The sequence below is a fragment of the Micromonospora sp. LHW51205 genome, from assembly GCF_003315815.1.
Lineage (GTDB): Bacteria > Actinomycetota > Actinomycetes > Mycobacteriales > Micromonosporaceae > Micromonospora > Micromonospora chalcea.
Genome location: NZ_QMEZ01000008.1, coordinates 44814 through 65194, shown reverse-complemented (window position 1 = coordinate 65194; position 20381 = coordinate 44814). Strand labels below are relative to the sequence as shown.

16 protein-coding genes and 1 pseudogene are annotated in these 20381 nt (G+C 73.2%); 13 read left to right on the top strand and 4 right to left on the bottom strand.

Annotation, left to right across the window (positions count from 1 at the left end; translation table 11 throughout):
* Window positions 1-333: 333 nt before the first annotated feature.
* A complete protein-coding gene (locus DQE82_RS24980; RefSeq protein ID WP_043324761.1) occupies window positions 334-564 on the top strand; it encodes a hypothetical protein in 231 nt (76 codons plus the stop codon).
* A 26-nt stretch (window positions 565-590) separates the two neighbouring features.
* Here the strand turns inward: DQE82_RS24980 and DQE82_RS24975 are convergent, their stop codons facing one another.
* Both DQE82_RS24975 and DQE82_RS24970 read right to left on the bottom strand, forming a co-directional pair.
* The gene (locus DQE82_RS24975; protein ID WP_064446529.1) at window positions 591-1811 is read right to left on the bottom strand and encodes a CdaR family transcriptional regulator; all 1221 of its coding nucleotides are present in this window, start codon (window positions 1809-1811) and stop codon (window positions 591-593) included.
* A gap of 124 nt (window positions 1812-1935) precedes the next feature.
* Entirely contained in the window at window positions 1936-2973 is a 1038-nt protein-coding gene (locus DQE82_RS24970) for a SpoIIE family protein phosphatase (RefSeq protein ID WP_113974467.1), read from the bottom strand.
* A 178-nt stretch (window positions 2974-3151) separates the two neighbouring features.
* Here DQE82_RS24970 and DQE82_RS24965 point away from each other — a divergent pair, with 178 nt between their 5' ends.
* The 7 genes and pseudogenes from DQE82_RS24965 to DQE82_RS24935 all read left to right on the top strand — a co-directional run bounded on the left by DQE82_RS24965 (window position 3152) and on the right by DQE82_RS24935 (window position 10892).
* Window positions 3152-5986: a Na+/H+ antiporter subunit A gene (locus DQE82_RS24965; protein ID WP_043324759.1), complete on the top strand. Its 2835-nt coding sequence runs from the start codon at window positions 3152-3154 to the stop codon at window positions 5984-5986.
* Window positions 5983-6450 (top strand): Na(+)/H(+) antiporter subunit C, encoded by a 468-nt coding sequence (locus tag DQE82_RS24960; protein WP_043324758.1) that lies wholly within the window; start codon window positions 5983-5985, stop codon window positions 6448-6450. The genes DQE82_RS24965 and DQE82_RS24960 overlap by 4 nt, the downstream gene beginning before the upstream one ends.
* The gene (locus DQE82_RS24955; RefSeq protein ID WP_113974305.1) at window positions 6447-8018 is read left to right on the top strand and encodes a Na+/H+ antiporter subunit D; all 1572 of its coding nucleotides are present in this window, start codon (window positions 6447-6449) and stop codon (window positions 8016-8018) included. The genes DQE82_RS24960 and DQE82_RS24955 overlap by 4 nt, the downstream gene beginning before the upstream one ends.
* Window positions 8015-8617: a Na+/H+ antiporter subunit E gene (locus DQE82_RS24950; RefSeq protein ID WP_113974303.1), complete on the top strand. Its 603-nt coding sequence runs from the start codon at window positions 8015-8017 to the stop codon at window positions 8615-8617. The genes DQE82_RS24955 and DQE82_RS24950 overlap by 4 nt, the downstream gene beginning before the upstream one ends.
* Window positions 8614-8877 carry a monovalent cation/H+ antiporter complex subunit F gene (locus tag DQE82_RS24945; protein ID WP_043324755.1) on the top strand — a complete coding sequence of 88 codons (264 nt, stop codon included), beginning with the start codon at window positions 8614-8616 and terminating at the stop codon, window positions 8875-8877. Before DQE82_RS24950 ends, DQE82_RS24945 begins: the two co-directional genes overlap by 4 nt.
* Window positions 8874-9272 carry a monovalent cation/H(+) antiporter subunit G gene (mnhG, locus tag DQE82_RS24940; RefSeq protein WP_043324754.1) on the top strand — a complete coding sequence of 133 codons (399 nt, stop codon included), beginning with the start codon at window positions 8874-8876 and terminating at the stop codon, window positions 9270-9272. The genes DQE82_RS24945 and mnhG overlap by 4 nt, the downstream gene beginning before the upstream one ends.
* 31 nt (window positions 9273-9303) lie before the next feature.
* Window positions 9304-10892: pseudogene (locus DQE82_RS24935) on the top strand (amidohydrolase).
* A 43-nt stretch (window positions 10893-10935) separates the two neighbouring features.
* On the opposite strand, the gene DQE82_RS24930 reads toward DQE82_RS24935, so the two are convergent.
* Together DQE82_RS24930 and DQE82_RS24925 are read right to left on the bottom strand one after the other, a co-directional pair.
* A complete protein-coding gene (locus tag DQE82_RS24930) occupies window positions 10936-12687 on the bottom strand; it encodes an exo-alpha-sialidase (RefSeq protein ID WP_113974301.1) in 1752 nt (583 codons plus the stop codon).
* A gap of 187 nt (window positions 12688-12874) precedes the next feature.
* On the bottom strand, window positions 12875-13606 hold the full coding sequence (locus tag DQE82_RS24925) for a FadR/GntR family transcriptional regulator (RefSeq protein WP_104114786.1): 732 nt from the start codon (window positions 13604-13606) through the stop codon (window positions 12875-12877).
* 137 nt (window positions 13607-13743) lie between these two features.
* On the opposite strand from DQE82_RS24925, the gene DQE82_RS24920 reads away from it, so the two are divergent.
* The 5 genes from DQE82_RS24920 to DQE82_RS24900 all read left to right on the top strand — a co-directional run bounded on the left by DQE82_RS24920 (window position 13744) and on the right by DQE82_RS24900 (window position 20381).
* Window positions 13744-15366 carry an ABC transporter substrate-binding protein gene (locus DQE82_RS24920; RefSeq protein WP_043324748.1) on the top strand — a complete coding sequence of 541 codons (1623 nt, stop codon included), beginning with the start codon at window positions 13744-13746 and terminating at the stop codon, window positions 15364-15366.
* A gap of 101 nt (window positions 15367-15467) precedes the next feature.
* Entirely contained in the window at window positions 15468-16424 is a 957-nt protein-coding gene (locus DQE82_RS24915; RefSeq protein WP_064446265.1) for an ABC transporter permease, read from the top strand.
* Window positions 16424-18382, top strand: coding sequence for a dipeptide/oligopeptide/nickel ABC transporter permease/ATP-binding protein (locus tag DQE82_RS24910; RefSeq protein WP_113974300.1), 1959 nt, complete (start codon window positions 16424-16426; stop codon window positions 18380-18382). The genes DQE82_RS24915 and DQE82_RS24910 overlap by 1 nt, the downstream gene beginning before the upstream one ends.
* On the top strand, window positions 18379-19446 hold the full coding sequence (locus tag DQE82_RS24905) for an ABC transporter ATP-binding protein (protein ID WP_043324745.1): 1068 nt from the start codon (window positions 18379-18381) through the stop codon (window positions 19444-19446). Before DQE82_RS24910 ends, DQE82_RS24905 begins: the two co-directional genes overlap by 4 nt.
* On the top strand, window positions 19443-20381 hold the full coding sequence (locus DQE82_RS24900; protein WP_113974298.1) for a dihydrodipicolinate synthase family protein: 939 nt from the start codon (window positions 19443-19445) through the stop codon (window positions 20379-20381). The genes DQE82_RS24905 and DQE82_RS24900 overlap by 4 nt, the downstream gene beginning before the upstream one ends.

Sequence of the window (20381 nt, the reverse complement as noted above, 5' to 3'; positions counted from 1 at the left end):
CGGGCGGTGGACGGTGCGGGGGAGGGGCGTGGCCGGGGGCCGGGGCCGGATTCGCTCGACGGCGCCGGCGGCCGGGGCTCAGGCGCGCCGCGGGTCGCCGCTCGCGGACCGGGACGCGACGAAACCGGCGAACACCGGTGGTGAAGCCATCGACGTGCGGGTCATGGTCACCACCTCCTCGCTACTCGGGTACCGCCTCGGACCTCCAGCTTCGCCCGGAATGCCGCGCTCGGCATTGCGCACGACCGGCCAACAAAGGGCCGAATGATTGCCGGTCACTGGACAACCGGTCCGGGCACCCCCCGGAGCTATGGTTGACCCGAGGAGGTTGACGTGATCATCGAACGCACGATCCTCCCCGGCATCGGGGTCCGGCACACGCTGACCACCGACGAGGGCCGCCGCATCGGAGTGATCGACTACCAGACCGGCGGCCGGCGCGACATCGTCCACGACGACCCGGACGACCCGGACCGGATGGTGGCTCTCAGCCTCACCCGCGACGAGGCGTCGGCCCTGGCGAACCTGCTCGGCTTCCCGGAACTGGTGGCCGTTCCCGCCTGAGCGTCACGCCGGCAGCGGCCTGAGCGTCACGCCGGCAGCGGCTTGCGCGGCCAGTCCAGCGCCCGCGCGCCGAGGACGGCGGCGTGCAACGTGAACCGGTCCCGCGCGTCGGCGGGGTCGTACCCGCTCAGTGCCCGGACGCGGGCCAGCCGGTAGGTGACGGTGCGGACGGAGACGTGCAGCCGCCGGGCCGCCTCGGTGCTCACCTCGCCGCAGGCGAAGTACTCGTTCAGCGTGTCCAGCAGCGGCTCGGCGCCGCCGCGCGCCTGGGCCAGCGGCGTCAGCACCGCCCGGACGAGGTCCACCATGGCCGGCTGGTCGCGCAGCAGCACGCGGTAGATGAGCAGGTCGTGCGCGTCGATCACGGACGTCTCGGAGTGCAGCCGCCGCGCCGTGGTCAGCGCCTCCCGCGCCTCCTCGTAGGAGCGGGCGATGCCGTACACGCCGGGGTGCGGGCGGCCCACCGCCACCTGCCACGGCCGGCCCCGCACCAGGCGGTCCAGCTCGCCGTGCATCAGCGTGCCCAGGTTGCCGGCCGGCCCGCGGCCCCGGTCGGTAGCCACCGGGTCGGCCGGGGCGATCACCACGAGCAGCCCCTCCTTCGTGGCCACCAGCACGTCCCGGTCGCCCAGCCGGTCGAACACGGCCCGTTCCAGCGCGCTGATCGCCGCCTCCGTGTCCGGCAGCCGGCGACCGGGCGCGGCGAGCGCCACCTGGTGTACGCGGGCGAGGTCGAGCCCGAACGGCTCGGCCCGTTCCACCAGCCCGCCGAGGTCGGAGTCGCCGCGCAGCAGGTCGTCGACGAGTTCCCGGCGCAGCGACTCCTCCCGCCGGACCAGTTCCCGCCGGGCCACGGCGTAGCCCTCGGCGAGCGTGGCGACGGCGGTGTCGACCACCTGCAGCACGGCGTCGGCGGCGGCGCGCACCGCCTCGCTGTCGTCGGAGCGGTCCAGGTGCGGAAACTGCCGCCACACCCGCCGCGCCGCGGACAGGTAGAGGCGTACCGCGCGTCCGGCGGACACCCCCTGCTCGGCCGCGCGCCGGCCGAGGGCGCCCACCGCGTCGAGTTCGGCGCGGCGCGGACGGCGGCCGGTCACCGCCGCGTCGGTCAGCAGCCGCAGGTAGTCGCCGAGCAGTTCCACAGGTACGCCACCGGCGTCGGCGCTCGCCGCGCGGGCCACCTCGGCCAGCCACTGCTCGTCCTCGCCGCCCGCGGCCGGCGCCGGCCGGCGGACGTTGTCGGTCATCGCGGTCTCCCCGTGCCGGGCCGGCACCCGATGCCGGCCCACTGCGCCCAGCGTAGGCCGGGGGTCCGGCGCCGTCGGGCGCGACCGGCCCGCGCGGTCCGTCCGGGAGCGGGCGCGCCCGTTGTCATGCCCGTGACGGCGGGCCCGGGTCGACCACGAGCGCCGGACCGGTCCGCCGTCCACCCCGGGGACCGCGGGTCAGGCGCCGCGCCGCCCCCGCCGGGTCGTCGTCGGCCGCCACCTGATCGAGTACGCGCACCCAGCGCTCGCCGTGCGCGTCGGCGAACGCGGCGGCGACCACGGCGACCCGCCGGCCGGTGACCGGCGACGGCGTCGCGCCCCCGCCCGGTGACGCGGACCCGGCCCGGGCAGTGGACCCGGCCCGGGCAGTGGACCCGGCCCGGGCAGCAGAGCCGGCCCGGGCAGGGGACCCGGCCGGTCGAGTGGACCCGAGCGCCGGACCGGCCGGCACTCCGGCGAGGGCGGCCCGCTCTGCGGCGACGGTGATCAGGTCGGGCGAGCCGCAGCGCGCCGCCTCCACCGCGCCGGACCGGTCCACACGCACGATCGTGGCGCGCAGGTGACCCGCCGGGGCGAGGTCGCGTACCGCCTGGTCGAGCACCCCGGCGAGGCGCTGCGGCGACGCTGCCGGCCGGGCGTGCCGGCGGAACGTCTGCTCGATCGCCCGCCGCCCGGCGGGCGTGTCCAGCGCGGCGCCGGTGACGGTGCCGACCAGGGCGAGAAGCCCGCCGCCGCGCAGCGGGACGGCGGCGCCGATCTCGCCGGGCGAGCCGCAGACCGCCAGCGCGGCGCTTCCCGGGCCGGCCGGCACGGTGAAGACCGCGACGTCCGTGGGCCCGGCGGCGCGCGTCACCGACGCGGTCCGGGTCCGTCGGCGGGCCCACGCCAGCAGGGGCACCGCGGTCAGGCTGAGCGTGGAGGCGAGCAGCGCCTGCGGGTCGCTGCGGTGGCCGGGGATCACCGGTACGAGGACCGACGCCACCACCAGCACGCCCGCCCACGCCGACACCAGTGCCGCCACCCGGGGCCGGGCCGAGACGCCGAGCAGGCCGGGCAGCAGCACCCAGCCGATCGGGGTGCCGACCTCGGCGACACCCATCAGCACCGCGTTCCCGGTGGTGCCCGCCAGGGCGGCTCGCATCGGCAGCACGCCCACCACCCTATCGGGGCCCCCGCCGTACCGGCCGAGACCCAACCTCACTCCTTACCCTGTGCGGGACCCGGACGACACGACACGAGCGCGTGATTCTCTCGACATACCGTCGTGCCGCCTGGCCAGTTAGGGTTGACGTACCGAGCGTCGATCTTGAGGAGTGTGTGTGCTGGTTCTGGTGGCGGTCCATGCGCTCGCAGCCGTGATCGCCCCCGTGCTGGTACGCCTACTCGGTCGACGCGCTCTCTACGTCCTCGCCGCCGTTCCCGCCGCGGCGGGAGTCTGGGCCCTGACCCGCACCGAGGAGGTCCGCGCGGGCCGGCCGGTCGTCGAGACGGTCACCTGGGTGCCGCAGCTCGGCCTCGACCTGGCACTGCGGATGGGCACGCTGTCCTGGCTGCTGGTGCTGCTCGTCGGCGGCGTCGGCGCCCTCGTGCTCGTCTACAGCGCGCGCTACTTCCACTCCGACGACCCGAGCCTCGGCCGGTTCGCCGCGGTGTTCGTCGCGTTCGCCGGCGCGATGCTCGGCCTGGTGGTCTCCGACGACCTGCTGCTGCTGTACGTGTTCTGGGAACTGACCACGGTCTTCTCGTACCTGCTGATCGGCAGCGACCCCACCAAGCGGGCCAGCCGGCGCGCCGCGATGCAGGCGCTGCTCGTGACCACGCTGGGCGGCCTGGCGATGCTCGCCGGGTTCGTCATGCTCGGCCAGCACGCCGGCTCGTACCGGTGGTCCGAGATCGCCGGGAACCTGCCGGAGGGCGGATACCTCACCGCCGCGCTGGTGCTCGTCCTGCTCGGCGTGACGAGCAAGTCGGCGATCTTCCCGTTCAGCTTCTGGCTGCCGCGCGCGATGGCCGCGCCCACGCCGGTCAGCGCCTACCTGCACGCCGCCGCCATGGTCAAGGCGGGCGTGTTCCTGGCCGCGCTGATGGGCCCGGCGGTCGGCCAGGCCACCGTGTGGCGCGCCATCCTGCTCGGCGGCGGCCTGATCACGCTGTTCCTCGGCGGCTGGACGGCGCTGCGGCAGGTCGACCTCAAGCTGCTGCTGGCGTACGGCACGGTCAGCCAGCTCGGCCTGCTCATGGTGATCCTCGGGGCGGGCACCCGCGACACCGCGCTGGCCGGCGCCGCGATGCTGCTGGCGCACGCCCTGTTCAAAGCCACCCTCTTCCTCGTCGTCGGCGTCGTCGACCACGTCACCGGCACCCGGGACCTGCGCGAGCTGAGTGGGCTGGGCCGCCGTGCGCCGGTGCTCGCGGCGGTCGCCGGGCTCGCCGCCGCCTCCATGGCCGGGCTGCCGCCGCTGTTCGGCTTCGTGGCCAAAGAGGCAGCGCTGGAGGCGTTCCTGCACGGCGGCCCGGTCGAGCTGCTGGTACTCGCCGGGGTGGTGGCCGGTTCGGCGCTCACCGTCGCGTACACGTTGCGTTTCCTCTGGGGCGCGTTCGCCGCCAAGCCCGACGTGCCCGACACCCCTGTCGAACGGATCGAGCCGGCCTTCCTCGGCCCGGCGGCGGTGCTCGCCCTCGCCGGCCTCGTGGTCGGGATCGCCGCTCCGGCGGTGGACCGGGTGCTCGCCCCGTACGCCGACCAGTTCCCGACCGCCGACCCCGGCTACCACCTCGCGCTGTGGCACGGCCTGACGCCGGCGCTCGGCCTGTCGGCGCTGGCCGTCACCGGCGGCGTCGGGCTGTTCCTGCTGCTGCAGCGCCGCCGCCCGCGCCTGCTGCGGCTGCCCTTCGACGGCGCCACCGGCTACGAGCGGCTGGCGAGCGCGGTCGACCGCGCGGCGGTGGAGCTCACCGGCGCCACCCAGCGCGGATCCCTGCCGTTCTACCTCGGCGTCATCCTGCTGGTGCTGGTGATCCTGCCGGGCGGGGCGGTGCTGGCCGGCCTGCCCTGGGCGCAGCGGTTCCAGCTCTGGGACACCCCGCTGCAGGCCGTCGCGGGAGCGGTGGTCGTGGTCGCCGCGCTGGTCGCCGCGCGCGCCCGCCGCCGGCTGACCGCCATGATCCTGGTCGGGGTGACCGGCTACGGCACGGCGCTGCTGTTCATCCTGCACGGCGCGCCGGACCTGGCGCTCACCCAGTTCCTGGTGGAGACCGTCACGATCGTGATGTTCGTGCTGGTGCTGCGCCGCCTGCCGCGCCGGTTCTCGGCCCGCCCGATCCGCGCCACCCGGCAGTTCCGCGTGGCGCTCGGCGTGGCCGTCGGCGTGGTCACCGCCGGCATGGCGTACGTCGCGGCGGGCAGCCGGGTCGCCACGCCGATCTCGGTCGGCTTCCCGGACGAGGCGGTCTCCTACGGCGGCGGCAAGAACGTCGTCAACGTGACGCTCGTCGACATCCGGGCCTGGGACACGATGGGCGAGATCGCGGTGCTGGTGGTGGCCGCCACCGGTGTGGCCAGCCTGATCTTCCGCGGCACCCGCGCCCTGGACCTGCGCAGCGGCATCCCCGGCGTCGGCCGGCAGCAGTCGTCGCGCCCGCGCTGGCTCACCAGCGGCGCGACGTCCCGGCAGCAGTCGGTGATCCTCCAGGTCGTCACCCGGCTGCTCTTCCACGCCATCCTGCTGTTCTCCATCTACCTGCTCTTCTCCGGCCACAACGCGCCGGGTGGCGGGTTCGCCGCCGGGCTGGTCGCCGGTCTCGGGCTCGCGGTGCGGTATCTGGCGGGCGGGCGTACCGAACTCAACGGCGCCGCACCGGTGGACGCCGGCTTCGTGCTCGGCGCGGGACTGTTCGTCGCGGTCGGCACCGGCGTCGCCGCGATGCTGCTGGGCGGCGAGTTCCTGCAGAGCGCGACGCTCGACTTCCACCTGCCGCTGCTGGGCCACGTCCACTTCGTCACCTCCGTCTTCTTCGACGTGGGCGTCTACCTCATCGTGGTCGGCCTGGTGCTGGACATCCTGCGCAGCCTGGGCGCCGAGATGGACCGCCAGGAGGAGGACGACGAGCAGGAGACCGAGCCGGCCGGCGTACGGGAAGAGGAGCTGGTATGAGCCCGAACATTCCCAACCTGGTCTACATCCTGGTGATCGGCGTCCTGTTCGCCACCGGGGTCACGCTGCTGCTGGAACGCAGCCTCACCCGCGTCCTGATGGGGGTCATCCTGCTCGGCAACGGCGCGAACCTGCTGCTGCTCACCGGCGGCCGGGCCGGCGGCCCGCCGATCGTCGGCACCTCCGCCCAGGAGGACATGGCCGACCCGCTGCCGCAGGCCATGGTGCTGACCGCGATCGTGATCACGCTCGGCATGACCGCTTTCCTGCTGGCGCTGGCCTACCGCAGCTGGCACCTCAACGGCCACGACGAGGTGCAGGACGACGTCGAGGACCGCCGCATCATGGAACTGGCCGACCGGGACGAGGGCCCCGGCACCGCCGACGCCGACACCGCGGACGGCGGCCCCGCGGACGGCAGCCCCGAGGCGCGGGTCCTGGCCGAGGCGGAGGGCGGCCGATGACCTGGCTCGTCCCGCTGCCGGTGGTGATGCCGCTGCTCGGCGCGGCCCTCACGCTGCTGCTCGCCCGGCGGGCCCGCGCCCAGCGCTGGGTCAGCATCGTCGTGCTCGCCGCCACCGTCGCCGTGGCGGCACTGCTCCTGGTCCAGTCTTCGCTGGACGGCCCGCTCGTGGTCGAGGTGGGCGGCTGGGTCGCGCCGATGGGCATCGTGCTCGTCGCCGACCAGCTCGCCGCGTTGATGCTCGTGGTCTCCGCCTCGGTCACCCTGTGCGTGCTCGTCTACTCCATCGGGCAGGGCATGGCCGACGGCAACGAGGAGACGCCGCTGTCGGTCTACCACCCGACCTATCTCGTGCTGACCGCCGGCGTGTGCAACGCCTTCCTCTCCGGCGACCTGTTCAACCTCTACGTCGGCTTCGAGATCCTGCTGGTCGCCAGCTACGTGCTGCTGACGCTCGGCAGCACCGAGACGCGGATCCGGGCCGGCACCACGTACGTCGTGGTCAGCCTGCTCTCGTCGTTGATCTTCCTGGTGGCGATCGGCCTGGTCTACTCCGCCACCGGCACGCTGAACCTGGCCCAGCTCGCCGACCGCCTGGACGCGTTGCCCGACGACATGCGCCTGGTCCTGCAGGGCATGCTGCTGCTCGCGTTCGGGATCAAGGCGGCGGTGTTCCCGCTGTCGGCGTGGTTGCCGGACAGCTACCCGACCGCGCCCGCGCCGGTGACCGCCGTCTTCGCCGGCCTGCTCACCAAGGTCGGCGTGTACGCGATCATCCGCACCGAGACGCTGCTGTTCCCCGGCGGACGCACCGCCGACCTGCTCATGGTGATAGCGGCGTTGACCATGGTGGTCGGCATCCTCGGCGCGGTGGCCCAGTCGGACATCAAACGACTGCTGTCGTTCACGCTGGTCAGCCACATCGGCTACATGCTGTTCGGGGTCGGCCTGACCACCCCGCTCGGCCTGTCCGCGGCGATCTTCTACGTGGTGCACCACATCACCATCCAGACCACGCTGTTCCTCGCCGCCGGCCTGGTCGAACGACGCGGCGGCAGCACCGCGCTGGACCGGCTCGGCGGGCTGGCCCGGCTGTCACCGCTGCTGGCGTTGCTGTTCTTCGTACCGGCGCTCAACCTGGCCGGCATCCCACCGTTCTCCGGGTTCCTGGGCAAGCTCGGCCTCGTGCAGGCCGGGGTGGACGACGGCGGGTTCCTGGCCTGGGCGCTCGTCGCGGGCGGGCTGCTGACCAGCCTGCTCACCCTCTACGCCATCGCCCGGGTGTGGAACCTGGCGTTCTGGCGGGCGCCGCACCCGGACATGCCGGAGGCCGGCGACGCCGACCGGGCCGCCCGCACCGGCGGCGCCGAGCAGCCGCACGAGGGCGCCTCGCCGGCCGGGGCCGTGCTGCCCCGGCTGATGACGGTGCCGACCGCCGCCCTGGTGGTGCTCGGTCTGGCGCTGACAGTGGTGGCCGGGCCGCTGTTCGAGATCAGCACCGACGCCGCAGACGACCTGCTGCGCCGTGCCCCGTACGTGGAGGCCGTGTTCCCGGAGGGACCGCCGTGACCAGTCAGCCGAAAGCGCCGCTGACCCCCCGCGACCGCTGGCGCAACCGCGCGATCGCCGTGACCGGCCTGGTCACCGTCTGGGTGCTGCTGTGGGGCACCTTCAGCTGGGCGAACGTCATAAGCGGACTGGTGGTCGCCGCCGTGTTGCTCGTGGTCTTCCCGCTGCCCCCGGTGACCTTCGCCGGCCGGATCCGGCCGGTGCCGCTGCTGAGATTCCTGGCCCGCTTCCTGCGCGACCTGGTGGTCGCGTCGGTCCAGATCGCCTGGCTGGCCGTCCGGTCCAGACACCCGCACTCGGCGATCATCGCGGTGCCGCTGCGGGTGAACACCGACCTCAACCTCACCCTCAACGCCGAAGCCCTGTCGCTGGTGCCGGGCAGCCTGATCCTGGAGGCCGACCGGCGTACCGGCACCCTCTACGTGCACGTCATCGGCATCCGCAGCCTCGACAAGGTGGAGCGCTTCCGGCAGAGCGTGCTGGAACTGGAGGGGCGCATCGTCGCCGCCGTCGGCTCGGCCGAGGAACTGGACCTGATCCGTCGATCCGCACCCACCGGCCCGTCCGGGTCGGTCGAGCTGGAAGGAGCACCGACGTGACCGTCGTCGCCGTGATCGTCACCGCGCTGCTCGTCGCGGCCGGTGGGCTCACCCTCGTCCGCATCATCCGTGGGCCGTCGATCCTCGACCGGGCCGTCGCCACCGACGTGCTGCTCGCCGTCGCGGTCGCGGCCATCGCCACCGAGGCCGCGTACAGCCGGGACGCCACCGCGCTGCCGGTACTCGTGGTCCTCGCCCTGGTCGGGTTCGTCGGCTCGGTGAGCGTCGCCCGCTTCGCGGCTCGGAGAAACCCGAAATGACGCTCGACACGATCCTGGACACTGTCGCCGGCGTCTGCCTGATCGCGGGCGCCCTGCTCTGCCTGGCCGCCGGCATCGCGCTGATCCGCTTCCCGGACGTGCTGTCGCGGATGCACGCGGCGGCCAAGCCGCAGGTGCTCGGGCTGCTGCTGGTGCTGCTCGGCTGCGCGTTGCGGCTGCGTACCGGGGTGGACATCACCACGCTGGTCCTGGTGGGCCTGTTCCAGCTCGCCACCGCCCCGGTCGCCGCGCACATGGTCGGGCGGACCGCGTACCCGCACGACGACATCCGGCGGGACCTGCTGATCACCGACGAGTTGGCCGGCGACATCGACCGGATCCGGGCGGACCGGGCCGGCGAGCCGCAGGACACGTCGCCGGCCCGCACGTCCTGAGACTCCGCCCCAGCGTCGAGGCAGGGAGCCCATGAGCGGCACGGTCTACGAGAACGCCCGCATCCACACGCTCGACCCGGCCCGCCCGCACGCCGAGGCGATGCTGGTCCGCGGCGAGCGGATCGTCGCCGTCGGCGACCTCGCCGAGTGCCGGGACCGGGCCGGCGGCGGCGCGCGCCGGGTCGACCTCGGCGGGATGGCCGTGCTGCCCGGGCTGATCGACAGTCACATCCACGCCGCGTCCTACGTGCGCGGGCTGGACCAGGTGGACCTGCGCGGCACGGCGAGCCTGGACGAGGCGCTGACCCGGATCGCGCGGCACGCCGCCACGCTGCCGCCGGACGCCTGGCTGTTCGGCGGCGGGTGGGACAGCAACAGGTGGACCCGGCCGGCGCAGCCGACCCGTACCGACCTGGACCGGGTCTGCCCGGACCGCCCGGCCGCGCTACCCAGCGTCGACGGCCACACCATCTGGGTGAACAGCGCCGCGCTGGCCCGCCTCGGCATCGACGCCGCCACCCCCGACCCGCCCGGCGGGCAGATCGCACGCGACGAGCACGGCGAGCCGACCGGCATCCTGCGCGAGGCGGCGGCCGACGCGGCGTACGCGGTGGTGCGCTCCCCGCACGCCGGTGACCTGGTCGCGCAGTTGCGCGCCCACCTGCCCCGGCTGCTCGCCGCCGGCCTGACCGGCATCCACGACCTGGACGGGCAGGACGCCCGCGCCGCCTACGAGACGCTGTACGCCCGGGGCGAGCTGCCGCTGCGGGTGCACAAGACGATCCCGGCCACGGCGCTGGACGAGGCGATCGACAGCGGCTGGGCCACCGGCGACGGGGACCGGTGGCTGAGCACCGGCCCGGTGAAGATCTTCACCGACGGCGCGCTCGGCTCGCACACCTGCCTGATGAGCGAGCCGTACGACGGCGAGCCCGGCAACCACGGCATCGCCGTCACCCCGGCCGAGGAGTTCGAGCGGCTGCTGGCCACCGCCGCCGGGGCCGGCATCGCGGTGGCGGCGCACGCCATCGGCGACGCGGCGAACCGGATGGTGCTGCGGGCGTACGCGCGCTGGCGCGATTCGGCCGGGCCTGGCGCGGCGCGGCTGCGGCACCGGATCGAGCACACGCAGCACCTGCTGCCCGAGGACGTGCCGCTGCTCGCCCGCTCCGGCGTGATCGCCTCGATGCAGCCCACCCACTGCACCAGCGACATTCCGCTGACCAGCCGGATGCTCGCCGGCCGGGATCTCGCCTCGTACGCCTGGCGCAGCCTGCTCGACGCCGGGGCCGTCGTGGCGTTCGGGTCAGACGCCCCGGTGGAGGACCCCGACCCGTTCTTCGGCGTGCACGCCGCGGTGACCCGGCAGCAGCCCGACGGGACCCCGCCCGGCGGCGTCGACCCGCACGAGCGGCTCGACCTCACACGGCGCTGCGCTGCTTCACCGGGGCCGGCGCGTACGCCTCCTACGAGGAGCACCTGAAGGGGCGGCTGCGCCCCGGCATGCTCGCCGACTTCATCGCGCTGCCCACCGACCCGTACCGGGTGGAGCCGGCGCGACTGCGGGACCTGACAGTGGCGCTGACCGCGGTCGGCGGCGTGGTGCGCTGGCAGCGCTGACCGTGTCCCGCCCGGACGCCGCTGTCCGGGCGGGACACGGCTCTCAGGCGCCCTTCACCCAGCCGAGGCTGAACCGGGCGAAGTAGATGCCGCCGGTGTCGCCCACCTCGTACAGGTTGCCGACCGTGCCGTCGGCCAGCACCGCCATCGTCGAGTAGCCGGCGCCGCCGGGCTTGACCAGTGCCCGCGCCGGCCAGCTCGCGCCGTCGTCGGTGGACAGCCGTACGGTGAGGTCGTTGCGCGCGCTCGGGTGCGCGTTGTTGCTGAACAAGGCCGTGCGGGTCCGCACCGGCGCCCGGTTCGCGCCGACCTCGGACGGCCGCAGGTAGGACATCTCGTCGGCGTTGCACAGCGGGTCGGTCAGCAGCGTGCTGGCCGTGGCCGCGCCGAACGTCGCGGCGCCGTCGGTGGAGGTGGCGTAGAAGCGGCTGCGGGTCGAGTTGTGCCGCATGTTCTGCACGATCGCGCCGGTGCCGCGCTCGATCGCCTTGCTCTCGTTGATGTTCCCGCCGGCGGATCCGCCACGGCGCCAGGTCGCGCCGTTGTCGTCGCTGTAGATGTTCGCGGCGTGGCTGGTGCCGGCCGAGTCCCGGTAGGCGATCGGCTGGATCAGACGGCCGGTGCTGGTCTGGATGCCGTGACCGGAGGAGAAGAACACCTGCCGCCAGGTGGGGTCCTTGACGGCCGGGTTCAGCTCGACGGGCGCGCTCCAGGTGGCGCCGTTGTCCCGGCTGGTGATGTAGCGCAGGTGCATGCTGTTCGGGTCGTCGGCGGTGTTCAGGCCGGAGCCGCCGGACCAGAAGCTGATGCCGGGCCGGGGGGAGTAGGTGAAGAAGCAGTAGACGACGCCGGTGGCGCGGTCCACGAGCAGGCTGGGGTCGCCGACGCCCTCGCTGGTGGTGGGCGGGGCGTGGATGACCCGGGGCTGCTCGAAGGTACGGCCGCCGTCGGTGCTGCGGATCATCACGATCTGGATGTTGTTGGTGCCGCCGCCGAGGTCGTACGAGCCGTTCACGCGGGCGTCGGCGACGGCGATGACGGTGCCGTTGTTGGTGACCGCCAGGCCGGGGATGCGGACCGAGGCGACGGTGCCGTCGTACCGGCCGCCCGGGCCGTTGAGGTCGCGGATCACGGTCTGCGTGGTGAGCAGCGTGGTGCTGGTCATCTGCGGGTTGCCGGTGGCCAGGTCGCAGGAGGTGGTGCCGCGCAGCGTGGTGTCGAAGCCGGGGGCGGTGACCCGCAGCGTGTAAGGGGCGCCGGCGCCGACGGTCCAGTAGTGCAGGTAGTTGCCGCCGGCGGCGATGGTGCGGGTCCACGGCGAGCCGGTGCGTCCGGGCCACGTGACGGTGAAGTCCCGGGCGGTCGTGGTGCGGTTCTCCAGCGCGAGCTGGAGGCGGCCGTTGGTGCAGTCGAAGCTGGTGAGCGCGGACATGCCGGTGCCGCAGTGGAAGAGGCCGGAGGCGGTCTCGTCCAGGCCGGTCGGGGTCGTGGTGCGCAGCGTGTACGGCGTGCCGGGGGCCAGCGTCCAGTACAGCTCGGCGGTGCCACCGGCGGCGACCGTGCGGGTCCACGGCGAGCCGGAGCGACCCGGCCAGGTGACTGTGTAGGTCTGGGTCGTGGTGCTGCGGTTGTCGAGGTCGAGCAGGAGCCGGCCGGCGGTGCAGTCGGCGCCGACGGTGGCGGTCACGCCGGCGGGGGCGGCGTGGGCCGGGGTGGCGGGGAGCACCGTGAGCAGGCCTAGGAGGACGGCCAGGACGGCGGTCACCCGGCGTGGTATCGCACGGACAGGGGGCACGGGGGATTCCTTCCGGACGGGTGGGGGATCGGAAGCGATGGCATCTGACGTCGGACGTCCGATGTTGGGTACGTACGCTAAGCCGATCGATGGGACCCGTCAAGGAATCGGACGATGTGGACCGTGCACAAAGGGCGCACGCAGGCCGGCCGGTCCGCGGCCGGCCTGCCGGTGTCCGGTCGCCGGCTCAGGCCTGGGCGGCGCGGGCGATGCTCGCCCGGATGGGCGCGTAGTGCTCGGCGATGGCCGAGCGCAGCGCCGCCGCGTCCCCGGCGGTGAGGGCGGCCACGATGGCCTGGTGCCGCTGGGCGGTGATGACCCGGTCCTCCGGCTCGGTGCGCAGGGTCGGCGCGACGATGGCCTGCACCTGCCAGAACGCCTCGGTCAGCTGGACCAGCAGGTCGTTGCCGAGCGGCTCCATCAGCTTCAGGTGGAAGGCCCGGTCGACGTCGAGGAAGTCCTCGCCCTGTGCCGCCCGGCTGCGCATCTCGTCGGCGAGCGCGGACAGCTCCGACCGGTGCTCCTCGTCCAGGGCGTCGATGACGGTGGCCGCCAGCCCCTGCTCCAGCGTCTGCCGGATGTCGACGACCTGGGCCAGTACGTGGTGGTCGTCCTCGCCGCTGAGCAGCCCTCGGAACGTCAGGCTCTCCACCAGGGCGTTGAGGGACATCCGGCCGACGAACGTGCCGTGGCCGTGGCGCACCTCGACGATGTCGAGCGCGGAGAGGATCTTGACGGCCTCGCGGACGCTGGAGCGGCTGGCGCCGACCGCCTCGCACAGCTCCGTCTCGGTGGGCAGGAGATTGCCCGGCTTGAGGCGGTTGCGCAGGATGTACTCCTTGATCCTGGTGGCGACCTCCTGCCGGCGAGGGCTCGGCCGCTCGGCGCCGCGTAGCGGACTGGCGTCAATGGTCGTCATCTGCCCCTTGCCCTTCGTTCCCGAATCTGACACCCTCACCCTACCGGCATCAGACGTCAGACGTCATACACCTTACACTTCACATCCCCGGCGCGAGCGGCGACGCGAGCGCATGAAGAGCCTATGGAGGCATCTACGTGAGCACCACCGGTAAGTCGCGGAGCTGGCGCGTGCCGCGCCGCCGCGTCCGCCCCCTGGCCGTCGCCTCCCTCGGAGCGACCCTCGCCCTCGGGCTGGTGGCCTGCAGCGGCGGTCCCGCCTCGACCAACGCGGTCAGCGGCGGGAAGGCGGGCACGTCGATCGAGGCCACCCTGGCGTTCACGCTCTCCAGCGGTTTCGACCCGGGCAACGCCTCCTCCGCCGTGGCGACCGCCGTCAACCAGCACGTCTTCGAGGGTCTCGTGGACCTCGACCCGATCACGCGGGAACCCTACAACGCGCTGGCCAAGAGCGACCCGACGCCCGGCGCCGACGGCCTCACGTACACCGTGACGCTGCGCGACGGCGCGAAGTTCTCCGACGGCACCCCCGTCACCGCCGAGGACGTCGCCTGGTCGTTCACCCGCGTGCTGAAGCCGGCGGACCCGAAGGCGCCGCCGCTGATGCAGGGCTTCGTCTCGTTCCTCGACAGCGTCACCGCCAAGGACGCGGCCACCGTCGAGTTCAAGCTGAAGTACCCGTTCGCCCTGTTCAGCGAGCGGATCTCGGTCATCAAGGTCGTGCCCAAGGCCAAGACCGGTGACGCGGCAGCGGCCAAGGCGTTCGACACCGCGCCGATCGGGTCCGGCCCGTTCAAGGTGGACAGCGCGTCCAAGGAATCCGGCATCAAGCTGAGCAAGAACGAGACCTACAACGGCCCGCGCCCGGCCAAGGTCGAGACGATGACGTGGAACACCACCACCGAGGCGTCGGCCCGGGTGTCGGACCTGCAGGGCGGCCGCGTGCAGGCCATCGAGGCCGTGCCGTACCTGAACGTCGACTCGCTCAAGGACAAGTACACGATCGACGTGAAGCAGGCCTTCAACCAGGTCTTCCTCATGTTCAACAACGCCGCCGCGCCGTTCAGCGACAAGCGCGTCCGCCAGGCCCTGCACTACGCCATCGACAAGGACGCGGTCATCAAGACCGCGCTCAACGGCTACGGCAGCCCGGCGACCAGCTACCTCGACGAGGGCAACAAGGCGTACCAGAAGGCCGCCACCGTCTACGACTACAACCCGGACAAGGCCAAGGCCCTGCTCCAGGAGGCCGGCGTCACCAACCTGTCGTTCCGGCTCGACACCACCGACAACTCGGTGGTCAAGGACGTCGCCCCGCTGGTCATCGAGCAGTGGAAGAAGATCGGCGTCAACGCCACGCTCAACACCGTGCCGTCCTCGGCCATCTACGGCGACATCGTCCCCAAGGACACGTTCCGGGTGCTCATGGCCACCGGTGACCCGAGCGTCTTCGGCGTCGACACCGACCTGCTGATGCGCTGGTACTACTTCGGCGAGACCTGGCCGGGCCAGCGTTACCGCTGGAGCGACGCCAACCGCAAGGCCATGGGCGACCTGCTGGACAAGGCCGCGCAGACCTCCGACGAGGCGGCCCGCAAGGCGCTGTGGAAGCAGGCCCTGGACATGGTGGCGGACGACGCCCCGCTCTACCCGATCCTGCACACCAAGGTCGTCACCGCGTACGACCCGGCCAAGCTCGACGGCTTCTCGGGCGCCTCGACCACCGGCCTGTACTTCCTGGGCACCGGCCGGACCGGCTGAGCCCACTCGGGGCTCCGCCCCCGCCTCCGTCCCGTCCGGCCGCACGTGACCCGTGCGGCCGGACGGGACGCCCCGGCGCCCCGCCACGAGAAAGAGAATCCATGCTGACCGTCCTGAACCTGGTCGCACGACGATTCCTGACGCTGATCCCCCTGGTGCTGGGCATCACGCTCTTCGTCTTCGTGATCATGCAGTTCTCCCCGATCGACCCGGCGCTGTCCGTCCTCGGCGACCAGGCCACGCCGGCGCAGGTCGAGGCGTTCCGCGCCGCGAACGGGCTGAACGACCCGCTGCCGCTGCGCTACCTGCACTTCCTCGGCGACCTCGTCCGCGGCGACCTCGGCATGACGTTCCCGCCGTCGGTCCCGGTCGCCGAGAAGATCGCCATGGCGCTGCCGCTGACCATCCAGCTCACCGCGCTCGGCGTCGTCGGCGCGCTGGTCATCGCGCTGGCCCTCGGCATCCCGGCCGCCCTGTACCGGGACCGCTGGCCCGACCAGGTCATCCGGATCGTCTCCATGGCCGGCATCGCCACGCCTTCGTTCTGGCTGGCCCTGCTGTTCATCCAGGAGTTCTCGGTCCGCCGCCCGATCTTCCCGACCGGCGGATACGTCAACCCCGCCGACTCGGTCGGCCTCTGGCTGCAGTCCCTCGCGCTGCCCGCGCTGGCGCTGGCCGTACCGGTCGGCTGCTCGCTGGCCCGCATCGTCCGCACGTCGATGGTCGAGGAACTCGACAAGGACTACGTCCGCACCGCCGTCGGCGCCGGACTGCCACCGCGCGTGGTGATCGGCCGCAACGTGCTGCGCAACGCGCTGGTCAACCCGCTCACCGCGCTCGGCCTGCGGATCGGCTACCTCATCGGCGGCACCGTCGTCATCGAGGCCATCTTCTCGCTGCCCGGCATGGGCACCCAGATCATGAGCGCCGTCCAGCAGAACGACACCGCGCTCGCCCAGGGCACCGTGCTCACCATCGCGCTGTGCTTCGTCCTGGTGAACCTGGTCGTCGACATCCTCTACCTCTTCGCCAACCCCCGACTGCGCGGAGGCCACTGATGCGCCGGTCCCTCACCACGCGGCTGTCCCGCCCCGGCATGGCCTTCGCCCGGCTCGGTCTCGCGGCCCGGTTCGCGCTCGGCTTCGTCGCGCTCATCGTCGTGGTCGGCGTGCTCGCCCCGCTGCTGCTGCGCCACGACCCCACCCAGACCGGCCTCGGACCGGCGCTGACCGGCCCGAACGGCGACTTCTGGTTCGGCCTGGACAAACTCGGCCGCGACGTCTTCTCCCGGCTGGTCGCCGGCACCCGGCGCTCCCTGATCGTCGGTTTCGGCGCGGCCGGCATCGCGCTGGTGCTCGGCGCGATCCTCGGCGCGCTCGCCGGCAGCAGCCGCACCGTCGTCGACGAGATCATCATGCGCTGCCTCGACGTGGTCATGGCCTTCCCCACGATCGTGCTCTCCGCGCTGCTGATCATCTCGTTCGGCAAGAACAGCCTGCTGGTCCTCGTCATCGCGATCGGGTTCGTGTTCACCCCGTCGGTCGCGCGCATCGTCCGCGCCAACGTGCTGTCCCAGTACGGCGAGGACTACGTGGCCGCCGAGCGCATCATCGGCGCCCGCCGCCCGCACATCCTCTGGCGGCACGTCCTGCGCAACTGCGCCGCCCCGATCCTCGTCTTCGTCACCGTCATGGTGGCCGACGCGATCGTCTTCGAGGCGTCCCTGTCCTTCATCGGCGGCGGCCTCGCCCCGCAGGAGGCGGCCTCCTCGTGGGGCTCGGTCATCGCCTTCGGCAAGGAGATGGTGCAGATCGGCGGCTGGTGGGCCACGTTCTTCCCCGGCCTGCTGATCCTGCTCACCGTGCTGGCGCTCAACGTGCTCTCCGAGGGCATGTCCGACGCCTGGGCCGCCCCGGCCGCGCGCCGCGCCACGTCCACCACCAGCGGTGACGCGCTGGAGCAGGCGCAGCCCGGCACCGGCGAGGTGGTCGAGCTGCCCGGCCTGGCCGAGGCGGCGCAGCGGCTGCGTGAGCGCGCCCGCCCGCTGCCGCAGGGCAAGCCGGTCCTTCAGGTCAGCGACCTGTCCATCGGCTTCGAGGGCCGCCACCGCGGCGTCGACATCGTCGACGGGCTCACCTTCGACGTACGCCCCGGCGAGGTCGTCGGCCTGGTGGGGGAGTCCGGCTCCGGCAAGTCGCTGAGCGTCCTCGCCGTCATGGGTCTGCTGCCGCAGGGCACCCGGGTACGCGGCGAGATCCGCTTCCAGGACACGGACCTGCTGAAACTCAACGCCAAGGGCCGCCGCGCCCTGATGGGCCGCGAGATCGCCATGGTCTACCAGGACGCGCTGTCGGCGCTGAACCCGGCGCTGCGCGTCGGCGCCCAGCTCGCCCAGATGATCCGCCGCGGCGGCACCCGCTCGGCCGAGGAACTGATGCGGCTGGTCGGGCTGGACCCGCGGCGCACGCTCGCCGCGTACCCGCACGAGCTGTCCGGCGGGCAGCGGCAGCGCGTGGTGATCGCCATGGCGCTGTCCCGCGACCCGAAGCTGATCATCGCGGACGAGCCGACCACAGCGCTCGACGTCACCGTGCAGGCCCAGGTGATGGCGCTGCTGCTGGAGCTGCGCGAGCGGCTCGGCTTCGCCCTCATCCTGGTCAGCCACGACCTCGCCCTGGTCAGCGACGTCTGCGACCGGGTCGTGGTGATGTACGGCGGGCAGATCGTGGAGACCGGCGTGACCGCCGACGTGATGGAGGCGCCCGCCCACCACTACGCCCGCGGGCTGCTCGGTTCCGTCCTGTCCCTGGAGACCGGCGCGGAACGGCTCACCCAGATCCGCGGCGTGGTGCCCTCACCGGCCGACTTCCCGAAGGGTTGCCGGTTCTCCGACCGCTGCCCGATGGCGACCGAGATCTGCCGGGACACCGCGCCCACCATGGCGGGCACGGACGGCCACGGGTACGCCTGCCACCACCCCGCCGTCACCGTCAGCGAGAAGGAGCCGGCCCGATGAGCGCCACCGCCGAGCACCGGCCGATCGCCGAGCTGAGCGACGTGCACGTGGTGCACGCCGCGCGCGGCGGCGGCATGTTCAGCCGGGAGAAGGTCTACGCGCTCACCGGCGCCGACCTGGTCATCCGGGCCGGCGAGACGGTCGGCATCGTCGGCGAGTCCGGCTGCGGCAAGTCCACCCTCGCCAAGGTGCTCGTCGGCCTGCAACGGCCGACCGCCGGCACGGTGTCCTTCGCCGGCAAGGACGTGTGGTCGATGACCGCCACCGAGCGGCGCGAGCACATCGGCGCCGGCGTCGGCATGATCTTCCAGGACCCGGCCACCTCACTGAACCGCCGGATGCCGGTACGCGACATCCTGCGCGACCCGCTCGACGTGCACCGCCGGGGCACCCGGCAGCAGCGCGAGCAGCGGGTGACCGAGCTGATGGCCCTGGTCGGCCTGCCCCGCTCGGTCGCCGACGTGCTGCCCAGCCAGCTCTCCGGCGGCCAGCGCCAGCGGGTGTCCATCGCCCGCGCGCTGGCCCTGGAACCGGGGCTGGTCATCGCCGACGAGCCGACCAGCGCGCTCGACGTGTCGGTCCGCGCGCAGATCCTCAACCTGCTGCTGGACCTCAAGGACCGGCTCGGCCTGGCCATGGTGCTGGTGTCGCACGACATCCAGACCGTCAAGCGGGTCAGCGACCGGGTCGTCACCATGTACCTGGGCCGCATCGTCGAGCAGACCCCCGCCGACCTGCTGCCCGAGGGCGGCCGGCACCCGTACACCCGGGCCTTGTTCTCGGCCACGCCGGGCCTGCTCTCACCGATCGAGCCCATTCCGCTGGTCGGCCCGGTCCCGTCGGCGACCCGGCCGCCGAGCGGCTGCCCGTTCCGGACCCGCTGCTGGGCCGCCACCGACGGCTGCGCCGTGGACATGCCCGCGCCGCGCCCCGCCGAGGGCGCGGGCCACGAGTTCCGCTGCCACCACCCGGTGCCCGCCGGCACCGCCAACACCGAACTGGTCGCGCTCGCCACCTCGGCGACCGGCCGCACCACAACTGAGTCTGTCGAGGAGAACCTGTGACCACCCCAGCCCCGCGGTTCGCCGGAGTCGTGCCGCCGGCCGTCACCCCCCTGACCGAAGAGGGCGAGGTCGACGTCCACTCCCTGGAACGGCTGGTCGAATGGCTGCTCGACGCCGGCGTCGACGGCATCTTCGCCCTCGGCAGCTCCGGCGAGACGGTCTTCCTCACCGACCGGCAGCGGGACCTCGCGCTGGAGACCATCGTCAAGACCGCCGGCGGCGCCGTGCCGGTCCTCGCCGGCTGCATCGAACCCACCACCCGCCGGGTCGTGGAGCGGGCCGAGGCGTCCACCCGGCTGGGCGCGGACGGCCTCGTCGTGACCGCCCCGTTCTACGCCATCGTCGGCCCGCACGAGATCGAGCGGCACTTCCGCGCCGTCGCCGCGGCGGTCGAGCTTCCGCTGCTGGCGTACGACATCCCGGTCTGCGTGCACAGCAAGCTCTCCGTCGACCTGCTGACCCGCCTCGCCACCGAGGGTGTGCTGGCCGGCGTCAAGGACTCCAGCGGCGACGACGTCGCGTTCCGCCAGCTGGCGCTCGCCATCGCCGAGCACGCGCCGGAGCGCGACTTCAGCCTGCTCACCGGCCACGAGGTCGTGGTCGACGCGATGATGCTCGCCGGTGGCTCCGGCTCGGTGCCCGGACTGGGCAACGTGGACCCGGCCGGGTACGTGCGGCTGCACCGCGCCTGCGTGGCCGGCGACTGGGCCGCGGCCCGCCGGGAGCAGGACCGCCTGACCCGGTTGTTCCGCATCGTCGACGCGGCCGACCCGGCCACCTCGGCGGGCGCCACCCGGGGCGTCGGCGCGTTCAAGACCGCGCTGTCCCTGCTCGGCGTCATCGCCGGCAACGCGGTGTCGCTGCCGCTGCGGCCGCTGGACGACGCCGAGACGGGCCGCGTGCGTACCCAGCTGGAACTGGCCGGGCTGCTCTGA

Excerpts from the sequence above, each read along its gene's own strand:
- DQE82_RS24975 (WP_064446529.1), bottom strand. The coding sequence starts at position 1,811 with ATGACCGACAACGTCCGCCGGCCGGCGCCGGCCGCGGGCGGCGAGGAC.
- mnhG (WP_043324754.1), top strand. The coding sequence starts at position 8,874 with ATGACGCTCGACACGATCCTGGACACTGTCGCCGGCGTCTGCCTGATC.
- DQE82_RS24925 (WP_104114786.1), bottom strand. The coding sequence starts at position 13,606 with ATGACGACCATTGACGCCAGTCCGCTACGCGGCGCCGAGCGGCCGAGC.
- DQE82_RS24960 (WP_043324758.1), top strand. The coding sequence starts at position 5,983 with ATGAGCCCGAACATTCCCAACCTGGTCTACATCCTGGTGATCGGCGTC.
- DQE82_RS24970 (WP_113974467.1), bottom strand. The coding sequence starts at position 2,973 with ATGCGAGCCGCCCTGGCGGGCACCACCGGGAACGCGGTGCTGATGGGT.
- DQE82_RS24905 (WP_043324745.1), top strand. The coding sequence starts at position 18,379 with ATGAGCGCCACCGCCGAGCACCGGCCGATCGCCGAGCTGAGCGACGTG.
- DQE82_RS24955 (WP_113974305.1), top strand. The coding sequence starts at position 6,447 with ATGACCTGGCTCGTCCCGCTGCCGGTGGTGATGCCGCTGCTCGGCGCG.
- DQE82_RS24910 (WP_113974300.1), top strand. The coding sequence starts at position 16,424 with ATGCGCCGGTCCCTCACCACGCGGCTGTCCCGCCCCGGCATGGCCTTC.
- DQE82_RS24915 (WP_064446265.1), top strand. The coding sequence starts at position 15,468 with ATGCTGACCGTCCTGAACCTGGTCGCACGACGATTCCTGACGCTGATC.